Raw genomic sequence first — 20,766 nt, 5'->3', positions numbered from 1 at the left:
TATTTTTTATGTTGTATTTTCAGTGTTACGGGTCATGGGGCAATGAGGATTAGACTCGCTATGCTGCTGATCATGCTGATCAGCGCACTACCGCTACAAGCAAAGCAGTCTGAGATTACCGGTCTCAGGATATGGTCTGCACCGGATCATGTGCGTCTGGTGTTCGACGCCAATGGCAAGGTAAATCATAAGATATTCACCTTGCAGGGCCCGGATCGCCTGGTCCTTGATCTGAAAAACACCTCCCTCACCAAGCACCTGCCTGACCCCACCAAAGAGAACAAGATCATCCGTGGTATGCGTACTGCGAAACGCAATGACCACGATGTGCGGGTGGTGTTCGATCTCAACAGTGCGGTCAAGCCAAAGAGTTTCTCACTACGACCCAACCGGGAGTATGGCCATCGGCTGGTGGTTGATCTGTATGATGGTAAAACCGGAATCAAACGCCGGAATGGGCCGGTCAAGACGGCGAAAAAGGCGAACACAGCCGGTCATCGGGATGTGGTGATTGCGGTGGATCCCGGTCATGGTGGTGAAGATCCGGGAGCCCGCGGGCGCAAAGGGACCTATGAGAAGGATGTGGTGCTGGCGATCGGTCGCAAACTGGTGAAGATGCTCAATCAGCAGAAAGGGTTGCGCGCCGTCCTGATCAGGGATGGGGACTACTATCTTGGGCTGAGAAAACGTATTGCAAAGGCCAGGGCCAATCAGGCGGATCTGTTTGTCTCAATTCATGCCGATGCCTTCCGTGACCCAAAAGTCAGAGGATCCTCTGTCTATACACTCTCCCGCAGTGGCGCTTCGAATGAAGCGGCCCGCTGGCTGGCGGAGCGGGAAAACAGCGCTGACCTGGTGGGAGGTGTCTCCCTGGAGGATAAGGACGACATGCTCGCATCGGTGCTGCTCGATCTTTCCCAGATCGGTACCCTGCAGGCCAGTTCAGAAGCAGCCAGTCGGGTATTGTCTGAACTCAAGACCCTGGGCAAGACCCATAAGCGCCGGGTCCAGCAAGCCGGTTTTGTGGTGCTGAAATCACCCGACATTCCTTCCATGCTGGTGGAGACGGCATTCATCTCCAACCCGGATGAGGAGCGCCGGCTGCGCGATCCCAAACATCAGACCAAAGTGGCCAGGGCGCTGATGAAGGGGATCCGTGACTACTTCAAGTATCAGCCTCCACCGGGTACCTGGCTGGCGGCCAATCAGAAAACCCGTAAACACGTGATCTCATCCGGTGACACCCTGATTGCGATCGCCAATCGCTACCAGATCAGTGTCAAACGGCTACGTCACGTCAATGATCTGAAAAACGACACCATCCGTATCGGACAGGTATTGCAGATACCACCGGGCAGCTGATCCATTTTCAGCCTGGCTGTTGTGCCCATTAAGCTCATCTGATCCCCTCTTGGCAGTGCATGACAGCGGCCGGGTTCTGCTGCCAAACTCCCTCGACCCGATAACGGATCTTGAAGTCGGGACCCTGAGCCATTATGGTGCAATGTTTCTGTAACCTCTGGGGCCTGACTATGCCCATTCGCACACTTCCACCACAACTGATCAATCAAATCGCCGCCGGTGAGGTCGTCGAACGACCGGCTTCCGTGATCAAGGAGTTGGTGGAGAACAGCCTGGATGCCGGTGCGCGTCATATCGAGATCGAGATCGAGCAGGGCGGTATCAAACGTCTGCGGGTACGGGACGATGGGGTGGGGATACCCCAGCAGGAGTTGAATCTGGCCCTGTCGCGCCATGCGACCAGTAAGGTTACTCAATTTGAGGATCTTGAGTCGCTGCAGAGCATGGGCTTTCGTGGCGAGGCGTTACCGAGCATCAGCTCAGTCTCCCATCTGCGATTGATCTCCAGACACCAGGACGCTGAGCAGGCCTGGGAGGTCAGCGGTGACGGCACCGACCAGACGCTGCAGTGCAAACCGGCGGCACACCCTCAGGGGACCAGCGTTGAGGTTCGGGATCTCTTCTACAACACCCCGGCAAGGCGCAAATTCCTGCGTACCGAAAAGACCGAGTTCGGCCACATCCAGGCGCTGGTTCAACGTCTGGCCCTGGCCCGTTTCGATGTGGGATTCACCCTCCAGCATAATCGCCGGGCGATCTTTTCACTGCCACCCTGTGACAATCGGCAGCAGCAGGAGAAGCGTCTGCTGGAGTTGCTCGGGGCACAGTTTCTCGAACAGGCGCTGCCAATTCAGCAGCAGGCGGGGGATTTCTCACTTTCCGGTTGGGTTGCCAGACCCGGTTTCTCCCGTGCCCAGGCGGACATGCAGTATTTCTATGTCAATCAACGTATGATCCGTGACAAGCTGGTAACCCATGCGATTCGTCAGGGATTCCAGGATGTGCTCTATCATGGCCGCCATCCAGCCTATGTGCTGTTTTTCAGCCTAGATCCCCATAAGGTGGACGTGAATGTTCATCCGACCAAGCATGAGGTGCGGTTTCGGGATTCACGCTCGGTGCACGACTTCATCTTTCGGGCACTGCATCGTCTGTTGGCCGATACCCGGCCCCAAGCAACCGCTGAGAGCGGGCAAAATGAGGCAGTGAATCTGCAACCTCCGGTGACCGCTCTGGGAGCGGTTGAACACCCATACACCCCGCCCAGGCAGCAGGGGCTCGACTGGCGTGTAGCCGAGCGGCCGGCTGCCTATCAGGCGGGTTTTACTGCTCAACAACCGATTGCTGCAGATCCAGATGAGGCGATCACTGAGCGTCAGCCGCAACAGGTTCCTCCACTGGGCTATGCACTGGCACAACTGCACGGGGTCTACATCCTGGCTCAGAATCAGAGCGGCCTGATACTGGTGGATATGCACGCTGCCCATGAGCGGATCACTTATGAGCGATTGAAACAGCGCTACCATGGAGAGGGTATCAGCCATCAGCCGCTACTGGTGCCGATTTCTGTCTCTGTCAGCGTCAGGGAGGCCGATCTGGCGGAAGATGCCGTTGATCTGCTGCAGCGGATGGGCTTTGAAGTCAGTCGCTCCGGACGGGAGTCGCTGGCGATCCGCTCCATCCCCTCACTGCTGCAGGGGGCGGATCCGGAAAAGATGTTACGGGACATCCTCTCGGATCTGATTGAGCACGGCAGCAGTCAGCGAGTGAAAGAGGAGATCGATCAGGTTCTGGCTACGGTTGCCTGTCATGGGTCTGTACGTGCCAACCGTCGTTTGGAGCTGGATGAGATGAACGCCCTGCTGAGAGATATGGAGCGTACTGAAAGGGCGGATCAGTGTAATCACGGCCGACCCACCTGGACCGAACTTACCATCAGTGAGCTCGATCGCCTGTTTCTGCGCGGTCGTTGAGATGGCGCAATCCCCACCGACTCAGGAGCAGCTGCCTGCAGCGATCTTTCTGATGGGTCCTACTGCCTCAGGTAAGACCGCGCTGGCGGTCGAGCTGGTGCGCCGGTTGCCGTTGGAGATCATCAGTGTGGACTCCGCCCTGGTCTATCGGGGGATGGATGTGGGCACCGCAAAACCGGATCGGCAGACGCTGGATCTTGCCCCTCATCGACTGATCGATATGATCGACCCCTCGGAGAGCTACTCCGCCGCCGCTTTCAGGCAGGATGCCCTGGATGCGATGGGGGAGATCCATGCGTCAGGAAAGGTGCCGCTGCTGGTTGGCGGCACCATGCTCTATTTCAAGGCCTTGAGCCAGGGGCTCTCTGACCTGCCGGCTGCCGACCCGGTGGTTCGAAAGCGTCTCGAAGGAGAGATGGATCAGCTCGGCCTGGCGGCACTGCATCAGCGGCTTGAGCGCCTTGATCCGCAAGCCGCAGCGAAGATTCATGCCAATGATACCCAGCGCATACTACGGGCCCTGGAGGTGATTGAACTGAGTGGCAGGGCCATGAGTGAACTTCAACAGTCTGACAAAGGTCACATATTGCCATACCGGGTATTGAAACTGGTTCGTGCCCCCAAGGAGCGGGCGGTATTGCATGACAGAATTGCACATCGTTTTGAAGAGATGCTGGCAAGCGGCTTTGAGCAAGAGGTCCGTGAGCTGTTGAGCCGGGGCAATCTGACGCCGGCGATGCCATCGATGCGGGCCGTGGGCTATCGACAGATGCTGCACTACCTGCTCGGTGAGATCAGCAGGAACGAGATGGTGGAAAGAGGTATCATCGCCACTCGCCAGCTGGCGAAGCGCCAGTTTACCTGGTTGCGGGCTGAGCAGGAGTGCCACTGGCTGTATGACGGCAGTGACGTTGTGGAGCAGGCTCTGGCGCTGATTTCAGCTAAGTTTCCCGAGTTGGCTGGCCCAGGCTGAGTATTTGATTTTTAATAAATTTGAGGTATTGATATTTTGAATACTTGGATAAAAACACAGTATGCTACACTTTCGCTTGTGAAGTAGATATTTACTACCATTTTTTCGCGCTTGTTTTTACGTTTAAAACTACAAACACAATAAGGAGAATTTCCATGTCTAAAGGGCAAAGTTTACAAGACCCTTTTTTAAATGCATTGAGAAAGGAAAGGGTACCTGTCTCAATATTTCTAGTGAATGGTATTAAGCTTCAGGGACAAATCGAGTCATTTGATCAATTTGTAGTGCTGTTAAAGAACAGTGTCAGTCAGATGGTATACAAGCACGCTATCTCCACTGTGGTGCCAGCCAGAAATGTACGCATCCAGCATGCCAACGGTCAATCCGAAGAGGATGGATCCGCCGCCGGCAGTGGTAATTTTTAAAAAATTGTCAATATCTTTTTGCTTAAAGGGCGTACCATGAGATGGATGCGCCCATTTTAAACCTCTGCACTTTTCTATCCCCATACTGTTTCCAACATGTTTGAACGTCCTAAGTCGGGTGAACGCGCTGTATTGGTTCATCTGGATCTGAATGGGATCAGTGATCCCGATGAAATCGCGGAATTCCAGGATCTTGCCCGCTCTGCTGGTGCGGAGAGGGTAGCCTTTGTCTCTGGCAGTCGCCGCCAGCCCGATCCGAAATATTTTGTCGGCCGGGGCAAGGCCGAGGAGATCGGTCACATCGTCTCCTCCGAAGGTGCCGATCTGGTGATCTTCGATCACGCGCTCTCCCCCAGTCAGGAGCGAAATCTTGAGCGGGCATTCGGCTGCCGGGTGGTCGACAGAACCGGGTTGATTCTTGATATCTTTTCTCAGCGTGCCCGTTCATTTGAGGGTAAGCTGCAGGTTGAGCTGGCACAACTGCAACATCTGTCGACCCGACTGGTCAGAGGATGGACCCATCTGGAGAGACAGAAGGGTGGTATCGGACTGAGAGGGCCGGGCGAAACCCAGTTGGAGACTGACAGACGATTGCTGAATCAGCGTATCAGCCAGATCAAAAAACGTCTTACCCGTGTCAATTCCCAACGTGAGCAGGGTCGACGCGGGCGGGAGCGTGCCGACATCCCAACCGTCTCCCTGGTTGGCTATACCAATGCCGGTAAATCAACCCTCTTCAACCGCATGGTTGGATCGGATGTGTATGCGGCGGATCAGCTCTTTGCGACCCTGGATCCCACATTGAGAAGACTTGAACTGGATAGGGAAGGGCCGGTTGTATTGGCCGATACGGTAGGCTTCATCAGCCATCTGCCCCATGATCTGGTGGCCGCATTCAAATCGACGCTGAAAGAGACCACCGATGCCTCACTGCTGCTGCACGTGATCGATTCTGCCAGTCATCAACGTGCCACCTGTATCACTGAAGTGAATGAGGTTTTGCAACAAATCGGGGCCGACAAGGTCCATCAGATTGAAGTGTTTAATAAGATCGATCTGCTGGAGGACGTCAAACCCAGAATCGACCGGGATGAAAACGGCATGATCACCAGGATCTGGCTCTCGGCACAGACCGGTGAAGGCTGCGATCTTCTGCTGCAGGCATTGGCGGAGTACTACCGTAAAAACCATGTCAGGCAGAAGCTCAGATTGAACCCGGAAAACGGCAGATTGCATGCGCTTTTATTTGAACGTGGTGCTGTGATCAATGAGTCCTCCACCGATGAGGGAGGTTGGGAGATGGATATCGATATGTCTGAGAGGGAGTTTCGACGTTTACTCAAAGAGGAACCTGCACTCGAGAGCTGTTTAGTCTGACTACCAGCGAATCCCGTTTTAGTTTGAAAACAGGAGAGATTGTGCCGTTGTCCCTCATTGCCGGTGCAGTTTCACTTGTTAGGGTATCAACAGATTCGGGTTAGTCTGTACGCGAAACCGATGGTATCGTATCCTGAAACCTGCTGTTAGAATGTGCGGCTGCAGGATATGCTGTAGATGTCTACCTAGTGGGCAGTCAGGAATCGAAGATTGAATCGTGTCAGTATGCCCCCATATATACAGATTCGGGCAGCTGACAAATGCTGTTAACAATCAATAACCAAGTTTGGAGTGATCAATGGCCTGGAATGAACCGGGTGGAAACGGTAAAGATCCTTGGAGTGGCAAGGGTGGCGATCAAGGACCGCCGGACCTTGATGAGGTAGTAAAGAAACTACAGGACAAGTTTGGAGGCATCTTCGGAGGAGGCAAGCCCTCTCGCGGTGATGGCTCGATCGGTGGTGGATCCGGACCTGGATCGAAATCCATTGGTTTCCTGGTCGGCATAGCCCTGCTGGTCTGGCTGGCCAGTGGTATCTACATCATCGACGCCCCTGAGCGTGGTGTGGTGTTACGCTTTGGCGCTTACCATGAAACAACCCCGCCGGGACCCCACTGGCATATACCTTTCCCGATCGAGCGGGTGATTCCCGTCAACGTGGATCAGATCACCTCGTTTAGACACAAGGCGCAGATGCTGACCCGGGATGAGAATATCGTCGACGTGGAGTTTACCATTCAGTCTCGTATTCAGGACGCGGCCGACTATCTCTTCCAGGATCGCGATCCGGACAAAACCATGCGCGATGCCACGGAAACCGCGGTTCGTGAAATCATCGGTAAAAGTGACCTGGATTTCATTCTCACCCAGGGGCGTGGCGCGATTGCCGACCGGATTAAAACCGGTGCCCAGGGCTTGATCGATGACTACAAGGCCGGTTTGACGATCACCAGTGTGAACATGCAACCGGCAAAGCCGCCTGAGCAGGTGAAAAGCGCCTTCGACGATGCCATCAAAGCCCGTGAGGATAAAGAGAAGCTTGAGAACCAGGCTGAGGCCTACGCTAATGAAGTGGTACCCAGAGCGCGAGGTGAGGCAGCTCGAAGACTTGCGGATGCCAGCGCCTACAAGGATCGGGTGATAGCAGAAGCGGAGGGTGACGCCAGTCGTTTCCTGGCAATACTCAAAGAGTATGAGAGGGAGCCCAAGGTCACTCGGGCGCGAATCTATCTCGAAGCAATCGAATCGATGCTGGGTCAGACCAGCAAAGTCATGCTCGATACGGCTGAAGGGGGAGGTAATAGCCTGATGTACTTACCTTTGGACAAGCTGATTCAAGGTGTTGAGCAGGGTAGTGTCGGTAGAGGTACGGCTTCAAGCAAGACCGACTCTTCCCGTGCACCGGTTGAAACAACCAAGTTCCGCAATGTGGACCGCACCAGGGGGGTACGTTGATGAAAATATCGAAACTGATTATCCCTATTGTTGCGGTTGCCGCGGTGTTTTTCTATTCGGCGACTTTCATCGTCAATCAGTGGGAAGTTGCCCTGAAACTGCGTCTGGGTGAAATCGTCGCAACCGACTACAAGCCTGGTCTGCACCTGATGTGGCCGATCGTCAACAATGTCGAGACCTTCGATGCCCGGATTCAGACCATGGACTCCCGTCCTGAGCGTTTCCTGACCGCGGAGAAAAAGGACGTCATCGTCGACTATTTCGCCAAATGGCGCATCGCCAATGTGGCCCAGTACTACCGCTCCACAGGCGGCAGCCTGGACAAGACAGCTCGACTGCTCCAGGAACGGATCAATACCAGTCTGCGTGATGAGTTTGGTAAACGCACCGTGCAGGATGTAATTTCCGGTGAACGCGCCGAGATCATGGCGAAGCTGACCAAGGATGCCGATTCGATGGCCGCGGAACTGGGGGTTGAAATCCTCGATGTACGGGTCAAGCAGATCGATCTGCCGCCAGAGGTCAGTGAATCGGTCTATCAGCGTATGCGGGCAGAGCGTGAGCGTGTCGCCAGAGACCTGCGTGCGAAAGGTGCCGAGGCTGCTGAACGAATCCGCGCCAATGCGGACCGCGAGTATATCGTCATCGTCGCTGATGCCTACAAGGAAGCTGAGATAATGCGTGGTGAGGGTGACGGCAAGGCTGCCGAAACCTATGCCAACGCCTATCGTCAGAACAGTGAGTTCTACGCCTTCTATCGAAGCCTGAATGCCTATAAAAACAGCTTTCAGGACTCTTCCGATGTGATGGTGCTGCAACCGGATTCAGACTTTTTCCGCTATCTGAAAAACAGCACTGGTCAGTAGTTTAATCCTCACTCACCCGCCTTCTCCAACTGGAGGAGGCGGGTTAGCCAGATGAGTCAGATCATTCTATTGCGTGCGTCAGGGAAGATGCATGAATCGGATTATCAACATTTCAGCTTGGTTGTAGTCGATTACAGCTCTCTGTGTGGCTGCCTTTGTGCTGGGGAAATGGTATGCATCCCAGTCTGCTGAGACGATAAAACTCAACATTGGCAGTACCATAAATGGTGTTATTTCCAGGTTGCCTGGAGAGAACCGGGATGGGTTGGCCGATCTGCTGCATCCACTGACACAATTGATCGATGCAAAACTGGAAACGGGCAGGGTTGAGCCGGAGATTGTTGAAAACACACCACTCAATCTGCAAAAAAGACCTTCAAAAGCTCGTCCTGTACAACTATCGGGCCGATACCTCCCCGTTTGTCCCACCACAGGATAAAGTTCAGTTTATCTGTCGCCAGGCCTTTACTCTGGTCTATCTCGGTCAGGATCAAGCTCATCAACTCCATGCAAAGCTGAAGATCAACTCCAATCCTGCCTATTTGAGCCCAGGCGACATCAATCAATACAAAACCGGTGAACAAATGCTTGAATAGCCTACCTGGAATATCAACGGGCGCTGCAGGGGCCGCTTCTTAAGTATGCGTGTCATGGCAGAAATCACTGGTCTGCACGCGATTCTCTGCTGAATAGATTAAGCGTCGTGGAGCATGGCTGTGGAAGAAACAGCTTACCTGATTGAGCAAAGCCAATCGATGAATGGACAACCGAAGCCCACTCTGGGAAAATGTCCGGCGGCCTGAATAAGGCGTCATTACAGGACCGGGACGAACCCGGTTTTTTTTTGGGGTATGACAGATGTGGCATGATCTGCTTGTTGCGTTGGCTCTGCTATTGGTGATCGAAGGCATCTGGCCTTTTCTGAATCCCAACAGCATGCGCTCAATCCTGCTGATGATTGCCCAACACGACAATCGATCCATGCGAATCAGCGGTCTGGTCAGTATGGTTTCTGGGGTTATCCTGCTCTATCTGGTGAATTGATCTTGGCGATGATGGAAAACGAACGTTGGATATTGCCTGACGGCATTGATGAGGTGCTTCCCCAGGAGGCGCAGGTCGTAGAGAGTAAGCGGCGAGAACTATTGGATCTCTATCGCAGCTGGGGTTACGACTATGTCATCCCGCCGTTTGTCGAGTTTCTGGACTCCCTGCTGACTGGAACCGGCAGTGACCTGGACCTGAATACTTTCAAACTGACAGACCAGATGAGCGGCAGGCTGATGGGGATTCGTGCCGATATCACCCCTCAGGCGGCACGCATCGACGCCAATCGAATCCAGGCGCAACATCCCACCAGACTCTGTTATTTAGGCACTGTCCTGCATACCCGCTCCGATGGTTTTGCCGGCACCCGTAGCCCATTGCAGATCGGTGCTGAGCTGTATGGACACTGCGGCATCGAGAGTGACATCGAGATCCTGCGGCTGATGATGGAGACATTGAATAAGACCGGGGTCGAAGATGTCTATCTCGACCTGGGGCATGTGGGCGTATTCAAGGGGCTGGCGGAACAGGCCGGTTTGAATAAACGCCAGGAGACGGAGTTGTTCGATGCTCTGCAGCGTAAGGCCCTGGCGGAAATTGAGACCCTGTTGGCCTCGTTTGATATCGCCGAGGAACCTGCTGCCATGCTGCTGCGTCTCGGGGAGCTGAATGGGGACAAGGCATTGAGCCAGGCTCGAGAGGAGCTCAAACAGGCTTCACCGAAAGTGATTGAGGCCCTGGACTATCTGCAGGCCGTGGCCGACCAGATTGCACAATGGTTACCCGATGTGCCGGTACACTTCGATCTGGCGGAACTGCGAGGCTATCACTTTCATACCGGGGTTGTATTCGCAGCCTTTGTGCCGGGGAATGGCAAGGAGATCGCCAGGGGAGGACGCTACGATGCCATCGGCAGCGTATTTGGACGTGGCAGACCGGCAACCGGTTTCAGTACGGATCTGAAGAACCTGATCCGGGTTGCACAGCCCGAATTGCAGATCACCGATGAAATGGTGATATTTGCACCGGCCTCCGAAGATCCGGCACTCACCCAGGAGATTGCACGACTGCGTGGTGAGGGTCACCGGGTAATCAGTGCTTTGCCAGGTCAATCCGGAGGAGCGGCCGAGATGGGCTGCCAACAGCAGCTGCAGTGGTTGGATGGCCGCTGGCAACTTATTTCTGTTTGATTTTATAAATATATCTGTAAGAATCGACAGGTTTTGTAATAAAAATCCGGTTTACCCGGATCTAACGTTTTTGAGAGAGCCATGGGCAAGAATGTCGTAGTTATCGGAACACAGTGGGGAGACGAGGGCAAAGGCAAGGTTGTTGACCTGTTGACTGACAAGGCGTCTGCCGTCGTCAGATTTCAGGGGGGACACAATGCTGGGCATACCCTGGTTATCGATGGCGAGCAGACCGTACTGCATCTGATACCCTCGGGTGTGTTGCGTGAAGGGGTGCGTTGCCTGATCGGCAATGGTGTGGTGTTGGCACCGGATGCCCTGCTGGAGGAGATTGAAATGTTGGAGAAGGGCGGGGTCCCTGCCTCTGACAGAATGGGAATCTCCGAATCATGCCCACTGATTCTGCCCTATCACATCGCTCTGGATGCGGCGCGTGAAAAGGCCCGTGGCAAAAAAGCCATTGGTACCACTGGGCGCGGCATCGGGCCAGCCTATGAAGATAAAATCGCCAGGCGGGGCATCCGGCTCGGTGAGATCTTTGACCAGGCACACATCTCTGAGCGCCTGCGTGAAGTGATGGAGTACCATAATTTCGCGCTCAAACATCTGTTCGAGTATGGCGAAGTTGATTATCAGGAAGTGCTGGATCAGTTGTTGGTGCAAGCCGAACGTCTGAAGCCGATGGTCGAAGATGTTACCGGTACCCTGCATCAGCTGCGTCAGGATGGTAAACATGTGATGTTCGAAGGGGCCCAGGGCGCCCTGCTGGATATCGATCATGGCACCTATCCCTATGTCACATCCTCCAATACCACCGCTGGTGGCGCTGCAACCGGTACCGGTATCGGTCCCCGTTATATCGATTATGTTCTGGGTATCGTCAAAGCCTACACGACTCGTGTCGGCGCCGGTCCTTTTCCAACCGAGCTGTTTGATGAGGATGGCAATCACTTGGGTACGAAAGGTCATGAGTTTGGTGCCACCACCGGACGTAAGCGGCGTTGCGGCTGGTTGGACAGTGTGGCTCTGCGTCGTTCGCTTGATATCAACAGTGTCAGTGGTATCTGTATCACCAAACTCGATGTGCTGGACGGCCTGGACAAGATCAAGATCTGTGTCGCCTACAAGCTCGATGGCCAGGAAGTGACGACACCCCCCTGTGGTGCTGATCAGTTTGAAAAATGTGAGCCGGTCTACATCGAGATGCCGGGTTGGCAGGAGTCGACAGTCGGCGTTACCGATTACGATCAGTTGCCCCAGGCTGCCAGAGAGTATCTGAGTAAAATTGAATCCCTGTGCGATACGCCGATCGATATTGTCTCAACCGGACCTGATCGCAACGAGACTATCATTCGTCGTCATCCATTCGGCTAGGGCCTGTTTTTGTGCCCAGAAGGGCGGATTGGATTGGTGTTAACAGGCACTAGCAGATTCAATCAGCTCATGTTGTTGATGCGGGAGATCAGCTTCCGCATCAATAATTTCTCACCTTTAATTAAGCAGATTTATCTCTGTCTACCTATTAGTGGGTAGGTATCTACTTATAACGGGTTAGTGGTCTTAATGAGCCTGAATTGTACTCTCTGAGCAGAATGTGATCTGGGTCAACTTTTGGTCAGAATCAGGCGGGTTCCCGAGAGTCTGTCATGCCAGGCCATGTTGTCGGAATCGAACACCACCCAGATAAAACCGAAGCCGAAAACCAACAGTGAGAGAATGGCTGCGAAGTGGCGTTTCAGCGCCTGTTTCCAATCCACTGGCAGGCCCTCCATTGAGACCAGCTTGAGACGCCAGGCACGCATACCCAAGGTTTGACCACCCCTGATCCAGAACCAGCAAAAGAATACCAACGGTATGATTTCAAAGAGAAATATCTGAAAAATCAGTAACCAGTCACCAGTCGGATTTCCAAAAGGCAGAGTGACTGCTGCAGTGGCGACAAACACCAACGCTGTGAGCAAAAGCGTATCGTAAAAGATTGCGCCCAGACGCCTCAGCAGTCCGGGAGCTACAGCGTCAGTGAGGTCATGGGGACTCTGTGGTTGTTCAGTCATGATCGGATAATAAAGCTCATAAAAGGGAAAACCCTAACAGTCAGACGCGATAATCCGAATTTGAAAATTGCACCGCAGGATCCATACTTGGAGTTCATGTTCAGTGACATCTGATAACGGGGAGCCATAGCATGGAACACAGATGTGATCACAGAAAACTACTTTCATGTGAGATCACCATCAAAGATCGCAAACTCGGTAAACTGAAAGGGAAAGTTCGTAATATAAGTCTCAGTGGCATGTTAGTTGATATTGGTGAGGAGTCACAACAGATTAATACAATTGTTGAGGTCTCATTCCCAGTCGAAGCCTGCGGCGGTACCAGTCAGTGTCATGCTAAAGCCATGGTTGTACATCAACAATCGGGTTGTCTGGGGCTTATGTTCAGTGAGCTGGATTCCAGTGTCAGGCAGATGCTTCGAAAAGCGCTCTACGGATATGCCACAGTGGCAGAGAGAGCCTATCTCTATCAGGGTTATAAAGCCACCAGAAATCCCGATCCGGTGAAAAACCAGAGAGCATCAATATACTGATTACGAATACCTCCTGAATAATAACGATTCCATTCCAGTTAACTGGATCTATTGAGAAAGACGCGTTCAGCGTCTTTTTTTTTGCTGAATTGGCCGATGAGCCGTTCACCAAGCTGAGCTGATCATGCTTTGCCCCGCCAGTTCTCTTCCGCAAGCAAACTTGGGTTGGACATGACAGATTCAGTCTCCCGGTCAATAGGACTGGAATCGATAGGTCAAGAAGAGTACAAATAACCCATTGAATCTAAAAACTATCACTATTTAATTATGCGAAATGCCAAAACGAAAGCAGTAACAGGCAGCAGACAGATTTTTCAGCTGACAGGGAAAGCATGAATGCATTGAGAAGCTCAAAATGGCAGGCGAAACTGGCTGCCGTTCCACTCCCTGCGCTCTCCCTGCTGGTTGGGATCTTGTGTGGTCTTTTGATGTGGCTGGTATTGGAGCCGATCCAGGACAGACGACTGGCAAACCTGTTTCATGATGAACTGGTCAGAAGACTCGATGTGCGGGCGGTTGAGACCCGCCATCGGTTTGAACAGTTTTTGCAGGAGTGGCGCAAGGTGGGGAGTGGGTTGTCGAACCATTGGCGCATCAGGAACTATCTTGGTTCAAATGCATGGCATCAGAGTAAGAACTCGGATACACAGGCGATCCTCCACCAGCAGACACCGGAGTGGCTGGATCCCGGCTACCCCAAACTCAACTCCATCGAGCCGAAACACGTGGTGTTACTGGATAATCGGGCGACGCCAAGGGAGATCTATCAGAAACAGTCACTCTCATTCGATCTGGACCAGTTGTTTGAATTCTACTCGGGACGCAATGAGGCGCTGGTTACACTGATCGATCAGGTACCCTATCTACTGGTCTGGTCGAATGTCTCCTATCTGGAAGACGATCTGGCTGCGGTCCTGCTGCTGATTGTTCCGGTGGATGATCAGTTTCTATTGGAATCACAATCGATGACCCATGATTCCGATACCCTGATTGCTCTGGTGGACGCCAACACACTGAAGCTGTTATCCAGCAGCAATCGGGAGATGATCGCAAGAAACTCCCATTTGAATGACTGGCATGAGAACTATCTGCTGACATCCCAGGCGATCACCCGGTTTCAGTCGATGGAGCAGAGCCTGCTGTTCACAACGCTGGTCTCCCGTGATGCGGTGGAAAAGACCATTCTCAACATCACCAAACTGGCCCAGCAGGATCGATTTCTTGCGGCACTGGTCTATATCATCGCCTTTTCTGTCATCTTCTATCTGATATCGGCCAAGATAAGCCATGTGCTGATCCGGATTTCCCGATTCGGCCAGCAAGCACTGGGAATCGAACAGCCGGTAACCAAAAAAGGCAACCAGTTGCTGTTGTTGGAGGATTGGGTGAAAGCCTTCTTTCGGCAGTTGATCAGTGCCCGCGATACGCTGCGCAATAAACAGGAAGAGCGGTTGCGTGAGACAGAGGTGCTGAAAAGTGCTCTGTTCGATAACTCAATGGTCTCGATCGTGACGCTGAATCAGGAGGGCATAATCGTTGAGGTCAATGGTACAGCGTTCAAAACATTCGGTTACAGCCGCAGCCAGTTGATCGGTCGTCATCTTGAAGAGATGGCGATACATCCCAACGACCGGGAGCGCTTTCGGGCGATGCTCACGGCCTGCATCAGCATGTCGGCCTCGAACAGCAAATGCAGAGGGCAGGCGATGCAGGCTGTCACGGTGAATGGTGAGGAGAAATCCGTTGAGTGTTCTGTCATCTCGATCCGTCTGCAGCAACAGACGGTATTCAATGTCTATCTGCGGGATATCTCGGGGCAAAAACAGGCTCAGCGTGAAATCACCAGTCTGGCAAAACTGGCCAGTGAAAACCCCAGTCCGGTGTTGCGTATCAACAAACGTGGTGTGATTGTCTATGCCAACGCCGCCAGTGAACCGCTGATGGGCTATTGGGATTGTGAACGGGGTCAGACACTGCCGCTGTACTGGAAAAACCTGGTTGCCAGCTCATTGAAAGAGGGAACCACCAAAGAGTATGAAATCAATCTGGACAGTCAGATCTTTTCCCTGCAGCTTGCGCCAATCCTGGAACTCGAATATGTCAACATCTACGGCCGGGACATCACACGAATCCGCATGGCTGAGATGCAGAGCCGACAGCACCAATCCGAACTGGTGCATGTCTGCCGGCTCAGCACCATGGGTGAGATGTCCACAGGTCTGGCGCATGAGCTGAATCAACCACTCTCTGCCATCGTCAACTTCGCCAGTGGTTGCGTTCGCCGGATGCAATCCGGGAAAGGGGGTGAGCCGGAGATCATCGATGCGATTGCTCAGATAACCGCTCAGGCTGAGCGGGCGGGGGAGATCATCAAGCGTTTGAGAACCCTGGTTGGCAAACGACCCCAGGAGCATGAAGTGGTCAATCTCAACCACTTGGTGTTGGAGGTGGCGTCATTTATAGAATTTGAAGCCAACCGACAGCATGTGGAAGTGATACTGGAGTTGTCGGAGGGCGTGCTACCGGTCGAAGTGGACCTGGTACAGATTGAACAGGTGATGTTGAATCTGGTACGCAATGCCATCGATGCAATGAAACAAGTTGATCAGAATCAACGGCGACTGGTACTGAAAACCGGTAGAATGAGTGCCAGAGAGGTTCAGGTTTTAGTCCAGGACAGTGGTTCGGGGATACCGGAACAGACACAGAAACATCTTTTCGATGCATTCTTTTCTACTAAAAAGAGCGGTATGGGTATGGGATTACCAATCAGTCAAAAAATCATGCAGGATCACAAGGGAATGATTGAAGTAGAGTCTGAATATGGTCATGGAGCAACCTTCAGATTGGTTCTCCCTTCAGATCCAACAATTGAATTACCGGGTTTTTAGTCATGAGTAGTCGACCGACGGTTTTTGTAGTTGATGATGATCAGGCGATGAGGAACTCATTGAAATGGCTGATCGAATCGGTATCCATGCAAGTCGAGACCTTCGAATCGGCGAACGCCTTTATTCAGTCCTACTATCCAGGGCGCTCCGGTTGTCTGCTTCTTGACGTGCGCATGCCCGGGATGAGCGGTTTGGAGTTGCAGGAGTATCTGAAGGTCAATCAGATCGCCATACCGGTGATCATCATCACCGGTCATGGGGATGTACCGATGGCGGTTCGGGCCATGAAAGCCGGGGCTGTGGACTTCATCGAGAAGCCTTTCAATGATGAGCTGTTACTGGAGAGTATTCGTCATGCCATGGCGGTGGATGCCAAACAGCGCGATACGCAGTCGCAGCGCGCTGAGATAGCCACCCGACTGGCAAGGCTGACCCCCAGAGAGCATGAAGTGATGTTGATGGTCACCAATGGCAAGGCCAACAAGGAGATCGCCACCAGCCTGGGTGTCAGCTCAAAGACGGTGGAGGCCCATCGGGCCCGTGTCATGGAGAAGATGGAGGCTGACTCGTTGGCAGAACTGGTCCGCATGGCAATCAGTGCCAACCTGACCTTGGTTGAAACACCTGAGGAGTAGATCCCCGTCGGATCGATAAACCGCCTTTAAGCAGACCGGTCTGCGATCTGCTGAGGGCTATTCAGGGTTACCTGCCTTGAAACAGCGGCCGGCCTCTGATATGACTCATCTTCATGAACCAACAGACCAGTAAGGCATTACTCAAGCACCCCCCCACCTTCGCCTGGACACTCTATGACTGGGCAAACTCAGCCTTTGCAACGACCGTAATGGCGGGATTTTTTCCGGTGTTTTTCAAGCAGTATTGGAGTGCCGGTGTTGAGGTTACCGAGTCGACCTTCCGACTGGGCATGGCCAACTCCCTGGCGAGCATTCTGGTGGTCTGCATGGCGCCGTTTCTCGGTGCGCTGGCGGATCAGGCCGGGGCGAAAAAGAAGTTTCTGCTGTTTTTTGCAGCCATGGGTATTGTCATGACCGGTTCCCTCTATCTGGTGTCGATGGGTAACTGGGTCATGGCACTGGTACTTTACTGTCTGGGTATGCTCGGCTTCATGGGGGGTAACATCTTCTACGACTCCCTGCTGGTGTCGGTTACCCAAAAACAGCACTATGATCGGGTATCCGCCTATGGCTATGCGTTTGGATATCTCGGGGGAGGGCTGCTGTTCACCTTCAATGTGTTGATGACTCTCTATCCAGGCGCCTTCGGACTGGCTGATGCTGCTCAGGCGGTACGTCTCTCGTTCATCAGTGTGGCCGTCTGGTGGGGGCTGTTTTCACTGCCATTGTTTCTGTTGGTTGAGGAGCCCACGGGGCCAAAGCAGCAGAAAGGCTGGTTCTCCGCCAGTCTGCGCCAACTGCTGGAGACCTTCGCCAGCCTGCGCAGTCTGCGTATGACCTTCCTGTTTCTACTCGCCTACTGGTGCTACATCGATGGGGTGGACACAATCGTCAGAATGGCGGTAGATTTCGGTCTCTCGATCGGTTTCGATGCCAACAACCTGATGGTCGCCCTGTTGATCACCCAATTTGTCGGATTTCCCGCCGCACTGGTGTTCGCCTCCATAGCGGCCAGGCGAGGGGCAAAGCAGGGGATCATGATCGCCATCTTTATCTATCTGCTGATTCTGCTCTGGGCTTACCATATGGAATCGGTCTGGGAGTTTTACACCTTGGCGATCGCCATCGGCCTGGTGCAGGGTGGTATACAGGCACTCTCCCGATCCCTCTATGCCCGATTGATTCCCCACAATCAGGCCGCTGAGTTCTTTGGTTTCTACAACATGCTGGGTAAGTTCGCCGCGGTATTGGGGCCCTTCATAATGGGTTGGGTCGGCGTTTTGACCGGCAGTACCAGAATCTCCATTCTCTCGGTTGGCATTCTTTTTATTCTGGGTGGGGTACTGTTGAGCATGGTGGATGTGAAGGCGGGTGAAAAGGCGGCCCAGGAGATGGACTAGTGCTCCTTCAACATGATATTACCGGGTTCAGCGCGCCTGTGGCGGCGCATGGCGGCGTTGCAACTCCTTGCCCTGCACAACCACAAGCGCACACTTCACCCTGTCCAACTGCGGATTCTAGGTTGAAGGAGCACTAGATTGCTGTCATGAAAAAAGATGAACTGTATGCCGATCCGCAGCAGGTGGTCCCCGATTTTGTCTTTGATGAGCGGGTTGCCCAGGTCTTTCCCGACATGATCAATCGTTCGGTTCCCGGCTATGCGACCATTATCAATATGATCGGTACTCTGGCGAGCCGCCGGGTGACCCGGGGTTCCAACTGTTACGATCTGGGTTGCTCACTGGGGGCGGCCAGCATGGCAGTCCGCTCCTCCATGCCACACCAGGACTATGCGTTGATTGCGGTGGATAACTCCCTGCCGATGTTACAACAGGCTGCGAAGCTGTTGGAGCTGGATCAAGCGGAAAGTCCGATAGAGCTGGTCTGCTCTGATGTACGGAATGTGACGATCGAGCGGGCCTCCATGATTATCCTGAATTTCACCCTGCAATTCATACCAGCAGAGGATCGTGAGGATTTTTTAACGCAACTCTATGATGGGATGCAGGATAACGGTCTGTTGGTACTTTCGGAAAAGATTGCACTCTCCAATGAGGCTTCACAAAATCTGTTTACCGAGATGCACCACAGCTTCAAGAAAGCTCAGGGTTACAGTGACCTGGAGATCAGTCAAAAGCGCAGTGCTCTGGAAAATGTGTTGATTCCGGAGACCCTGGAGAGACACAAGCTGCGTCTTCAAAAGGTCGGTTTCACAACGGTGGAAGTCTGGTTTCAGTGTTTTAACTTTGTCTCACTACTGGCCATTAAATGAACTACGATTGGGATTGGTGTGAAGCCTACGGTGATCATCCTCTGGAACGCTGGCTGAAGGAGCTTCCTCAACAGGTTGAGCGGGTATGGCGTGAACAGACCCACGGGGATATTCATAAGTGGCGAGAAGCGCTGGCCCGGTTACCCGACATCCCTGTTTCAAAAGTTGATTTCAGATCCGCCAAAGTGCAAGCCGGTGAGATGGCCGATTGTGATGATCCAACCAGGAGTCAGATCGTCGATGCACTACAGCAGTTGCACCCCTGGCGCAAAGGTCCATACCGGATATGCGGCATTGATGTAGATACCGAGTGGCGTTCAGATCTTAAGTGGGATCGCCTGGTTGAGCAGATATCGCCGCTGAAAAACCGAACCGTGTTGGATGTTGGCTGTGGCAATGGTTACCACCTCTGGCGCATTCATGGGGAGGGGGCGATGCGGGTGATCGGGATCGATCCGACCCAGCTGTTCAATATGCAGTTCGAAGCCTTCAAGCACTTTCTTGGCAATGGCTATCCGGTCCATCTGTTTCCCCTGGGTATTGAGGATCTGCCTGCGGAGTTGAAGGCGTTCGATACGGTCTTCTCGATGGGGGTCTTTTATCATCGCCAATCGCCTTTCTCCCACTTGACTGAGTTGATGGGGGCACTGCGCAAAGAGGGTGAGCTGGTGCTAGAAACCCTGGTGATCGAGGGGGGGGACAGGGAGGTTCTGGTCCCGGAAAACCGCTATGCGAAGATGCGCAATGTCTGGTTTATCCCCACGGTAGAGACCCTCAAAGGGTGGATGAAACGCAGTGGTTTCAGCGATATTCGACTGGTGGATATTTCTACTACCACAACCGATGAGCAAAGGTCGACGGAGTGGATGCGTTTTGAGTCGCTGCAGGACTATCTGGACCCTCGGAATCCTGATCTGACTGTCGAAGGTTATCCTGCACCAAGACGTGCCATCCTGGTTGCGAAAAAGGGTAGGGGCTGAGGCAGATTTCTCTCTACGGAAAGCCTAAACGGTCACTACCAAGACCGAATAGGATGGAAATAACCTGATCTGTTCTGCCTGTCGCCCCTGAAATGCGTTCAACTCATAAGGGAACATAAAACGAATCTTCTATCGCACCGTTCTACAGATCATTCACTCTGTTGCAGTAATCCGGAGAATGGGAGTTGCCGGGTATACCTGGCGATCACTCTGCTCAGTGCAGGCTATAGTAAGCAGGATTTTGTCTGAAATGGATAGCTGGGAATTTCCCCAGCTAGGGTTATCCCCAGTGGGCCTTGCGGTAAAAAGGTGGAGGTTCGTCGGAAAGGATCACCTATTTGACCTGGATCGAGAAATCCGGGGCGGTATGCATATGTCTTTTAACCGCACACAGCTCCATTGCCCGAATGATGCCGCTCTGGTAGCGCTCTGGAAAATCCTTGGGCAGGGTCAGATGAAAGATAATGTTGCTGATCATTTTCTTCTTTTCATCCTCGATACACTCCATTTTCAGTGCCAGGCCCTCGGTGGGCAGCTGTCGGGATTCACAGAAATTCCAGGCAAAAATGCCGGCACAGGTGGCGAGTGACCCGAGAAACAGATCAAACGGGGCAGGGGCGCTCGCTTCGCCACCATATTTGAGAGGCTGATCCGTCTGCAGGGTGAAATCCCCCACCTGCGCTTCAATACGTTTGCCGCCGGTAAAATTGACCTCGATAGAGTCCATCTCTC

19 protein-coding genes are annotated in these 20,766 nt (G+C 53.2%); 17 read left to right on the top strand and 2 right to left on the bottom strand.

Features of this window, described 5'->3' with window-relative positions:
* The first annotated feature begins 42 nt into the window (after positions 1-42).
* From A3193_RS09795 to A3193_RS09745, 11 genes are all read left to right on the top strand, one after another.
* Positions 43-1,362: an N-acetylmuramoyl-L-alanine amidase gene (locus A3193_RS09795; protein WP_083218479.1), complete on the top strand. Its 1,320-nt coding sequence runs from the start codon at positions 43-45 to the stop codon at positions 1,360-1,362.
* Positions 1,363-1,532: 170 nt separating this feature from the next.
* Positions 1,533-3,335 carry a DNA mismatch repair endonuclease MutL gene (gene mutL, locus A3193_RS09790; RefSeq protein ID WP_069014605.1) on the top strand — a complete coding sequence of 601 codons (1,803 nt, stop codon included), beginning with the start codon at positions 1,533-1,535 and terminating at the stop codon, positions 3,333-3,335.
* A gap of 1 nt (position 3,336) precedes the next feature.
* Positions 3,337-4,308, top strand: coding sequence for a tRNA (adenosine(37)-N6)-dimethylallyltransferase MiaA (gene miaA, locus A3193_RS09785; RefSeq protein WP_069006602.1), 972 nt, complete (start codon positions 3,337-3,339; stop codon positions 4,306-4,308).
* A 155-nt stretch (positions 4,309-4,463) separates the two neighbouring features.
* Positions 4,464-4,733, top strand: a complete 270-nt coding sequence (gene hfq, locus A3193_RS09780; RefSeq protein ID WP_069006603.1) for an RNA chaperone Hfq — start codon at positions 4,464-4,466, stop codon at positions 4,731-4,733.
* Between the two features lie 96 nt (positions 4,734-4,829).
* Positions 4,830-6,110: a ribosome rescue GTPase HflX gene (gene hflX, locus A3193_RS09775; protein ID WP_069006604.1), complete on the top strand. Its 1,281-nt coding sequence runs from the start codon at positions 4,830-4,832 to the stop codon at positions 6,108-6,110.
* A 298-nt stretch (positions 6,111-6,408) separates the two neighbouring features.
* Positions 6,409-7,566: an FtsH protease activity modulator HflK gene (gene hflK / locus A3193_RS09770; RefSeq protein WP_069006605.1), complete on the top strand. Its 1,158-nt coding sequence runs from the start codon at positions 6,409-6,411 to the stop codon at positions 7,564-7,566.
* The gene (hflC, locus tag A3193_RS09765; RefSeq protein ID WP_069006606.1) at positions 7,566-8,432 is read left to right on the top strand and encodes a protease modulator HflC; all 867 of its coding nucleotides are present in this window, start codon (positions 7,566-7,568) and stop codon (positions 8,430-8,432) included. The genes hflK and hflC overlap by 1 nt, the downstream gene beginning before the upstream one ends.
* Before the next feature lie 341 nt (positions 8,433-8,773).
* Positions 8,774-9,028, top strand: a complete 255-nt coding sequence (locus A3193_RS09760; RefSeq protein ID WP_141694777.1) for a hypothetical protein — start codon at positions 8,774-8,776, stop codon at positions 9,026-9,028.
* A 262-nt stretch (positions 9,029-9,290) separates the two neighbouring features.
* Positions 9,291-9,476, top strand: coding sequence for a DUF2065 domain-containing protein (locus tag A3193_RS09755; protein WP_069006608.1), 186 nt, complete (start codon positions 9,291-9,293; stop codon positions 9,474-9,476).
* 8 nt (positions 9,477-9,484) lie between these two features.
* The gene (locus A3193_RS09750; protein WP_069006713.1) at positions 9,485-10,669 is read left to right on the top strand and encodes an ATP phosphoribosyltransferase regulatory subunit; all 1,185 of its coding nucleotides are present in this window, start codon (positions 9,485-9,487) and stop codon (positions 10,667-10,669) included.
* 81 nt (positions 10,670-10,750) lie between these two features.
* The gene (locus A3193_RS09745; protein WP_069006609.1) at positions 10,751-12,043 is read left to right on the top strand and encodes an adenylosuccinate synthase; all 1,293 of its coding nucleotides are present in this window, start codon (positions 10,751-10,753) and stop codon (positions 12,041-12,043) included.
* 230 nt (positions 12,044-12,273) lie between these two features.
* Here A3193_RS09745 and A3193_RS09740 read toward each other — a convergent pair whose 3' ends face one another.
* Positions 12,274-12,723: an RDD family protein gene (locus tag A3193_RS09740; protein ID WP_069006610.1), complete on the bottom strand. Its 450-nt coding sequence runs from the start codon at positions 12,721-12,723 to the stop codon at positions 12,274-12,276.
* Positions 12,724-12,854: 131 nt separating this feature from the next.
* Between A3193_RS09740 and A3193_RS09735 the strand changes: the two genes are divergently transcribed.
* From A3193_RS09735 to cmoB, 6 genes are all read left to right on the top strand, one after another.
* On the top strand, positions 12,855-13,256 hold the full coding sequence (locus A3193_RS09735; RefSeq protein WP_069006611.1) for a PilZ domain-containing protein: 402 nt from the start codon (positions 12,855-12,857) through the stop codon (positions 13,254-13,256).
* A 332-nt stretch (positions 13,257-13,588) separates the two neighbouring features.
* Positions 13,589-16,147 (top strand): PAS domain-containing sensor histidine kinase, encoded by a 2,559-nt coding sequence (locus A3193_RS09730; protein ID WP_069014604.1) that lies wholly within the window; start codon positions 13,589-13,591, stop codon positions 16,145-16,147.
* Positions 16,148-16,149: 2 nt separating this feature from the next.
* Complete coding sequence (locus A3193_RS09725) at positions 16,150-16,782, top strand: response regulator transcription factor (RefSeq protein WP_069006613.1); 633 nt, start codon at positions 16,150-16,152, stop codon at positions 16,780-16,782.
* A gap of 113 nt (positions 16,783-16,895) precedes the next feature.
* Positions 16,896-18,182 carry an MFS transporter gene (locus tag A3193_RS09720; RefSeq protein ID WP_069006614.1) on the top strand — a complete coding sequence of 429 codons (1,287 nt, stop codon included), beginning with the start codon at positions 16,896-16,898 and terminating at the stop codon, positions 18,180-18,182.
* A 146-nt stretch (positions 18,183-18,328) separates the two neighbouring features.
* A complete protein-coding gene (cmoA, locus tag A3193_RS09715) occupies positions 18,329-19,054 on the top strand; it encodes a carboxy-S-adenosyl-L-methionine synthase CmoA (RefSeq protein ID WP_069006615.1) in 726 nt (241 codons plus the stop codon).
* Entirely contained in the window at positions 19,051-20,034 is a 984-nt protein-coding gene (cmoB, locus tag A3193_RS09710; RefSeq protein WP_069006616.1) for a tRNA 5-methoxyuridine(34)/uridine 5-oxyacetic acid(34) synthase CmoB, read from the top strand. The genes cmoA and cmoB overlap by 4 nt, the downstream gene beginning before the upstream one ends.
* A 334-nt stretch (positions 20,035-20,368) precedes the next feature.
* On the opposite strand, the gene A3193_RS09705 is transcribed toward cmoB, so the two are convergent.
* Positions 20,369-20,761, bottom strand: coding sequence for an OsmC family protein (locus A3193_RS09705; RefSeq protein ID WP_069006617.1), 393 nt, complete (start codon positions 20,759-20,761; stop codon positions 20,369-20,371).
* Positions 20,762-20,766 lie beyond the last annotated feature (5 nt).

The organism is Candidatus Thiodiazotropha endoloripes (genome assembly GCF_001708965.1).
In the GTDB taxonomy this organism is placed as follows: Bacteria; Pseudomonadota; Gammaproteobacteria; order Chromatiales; family Chromatiaceae; genus Thiodiazotropha; species Thiodiazotropha endoloripes.
This window is presented reverse-complemented; position numbering and strand designations above follow the sequence as displayed.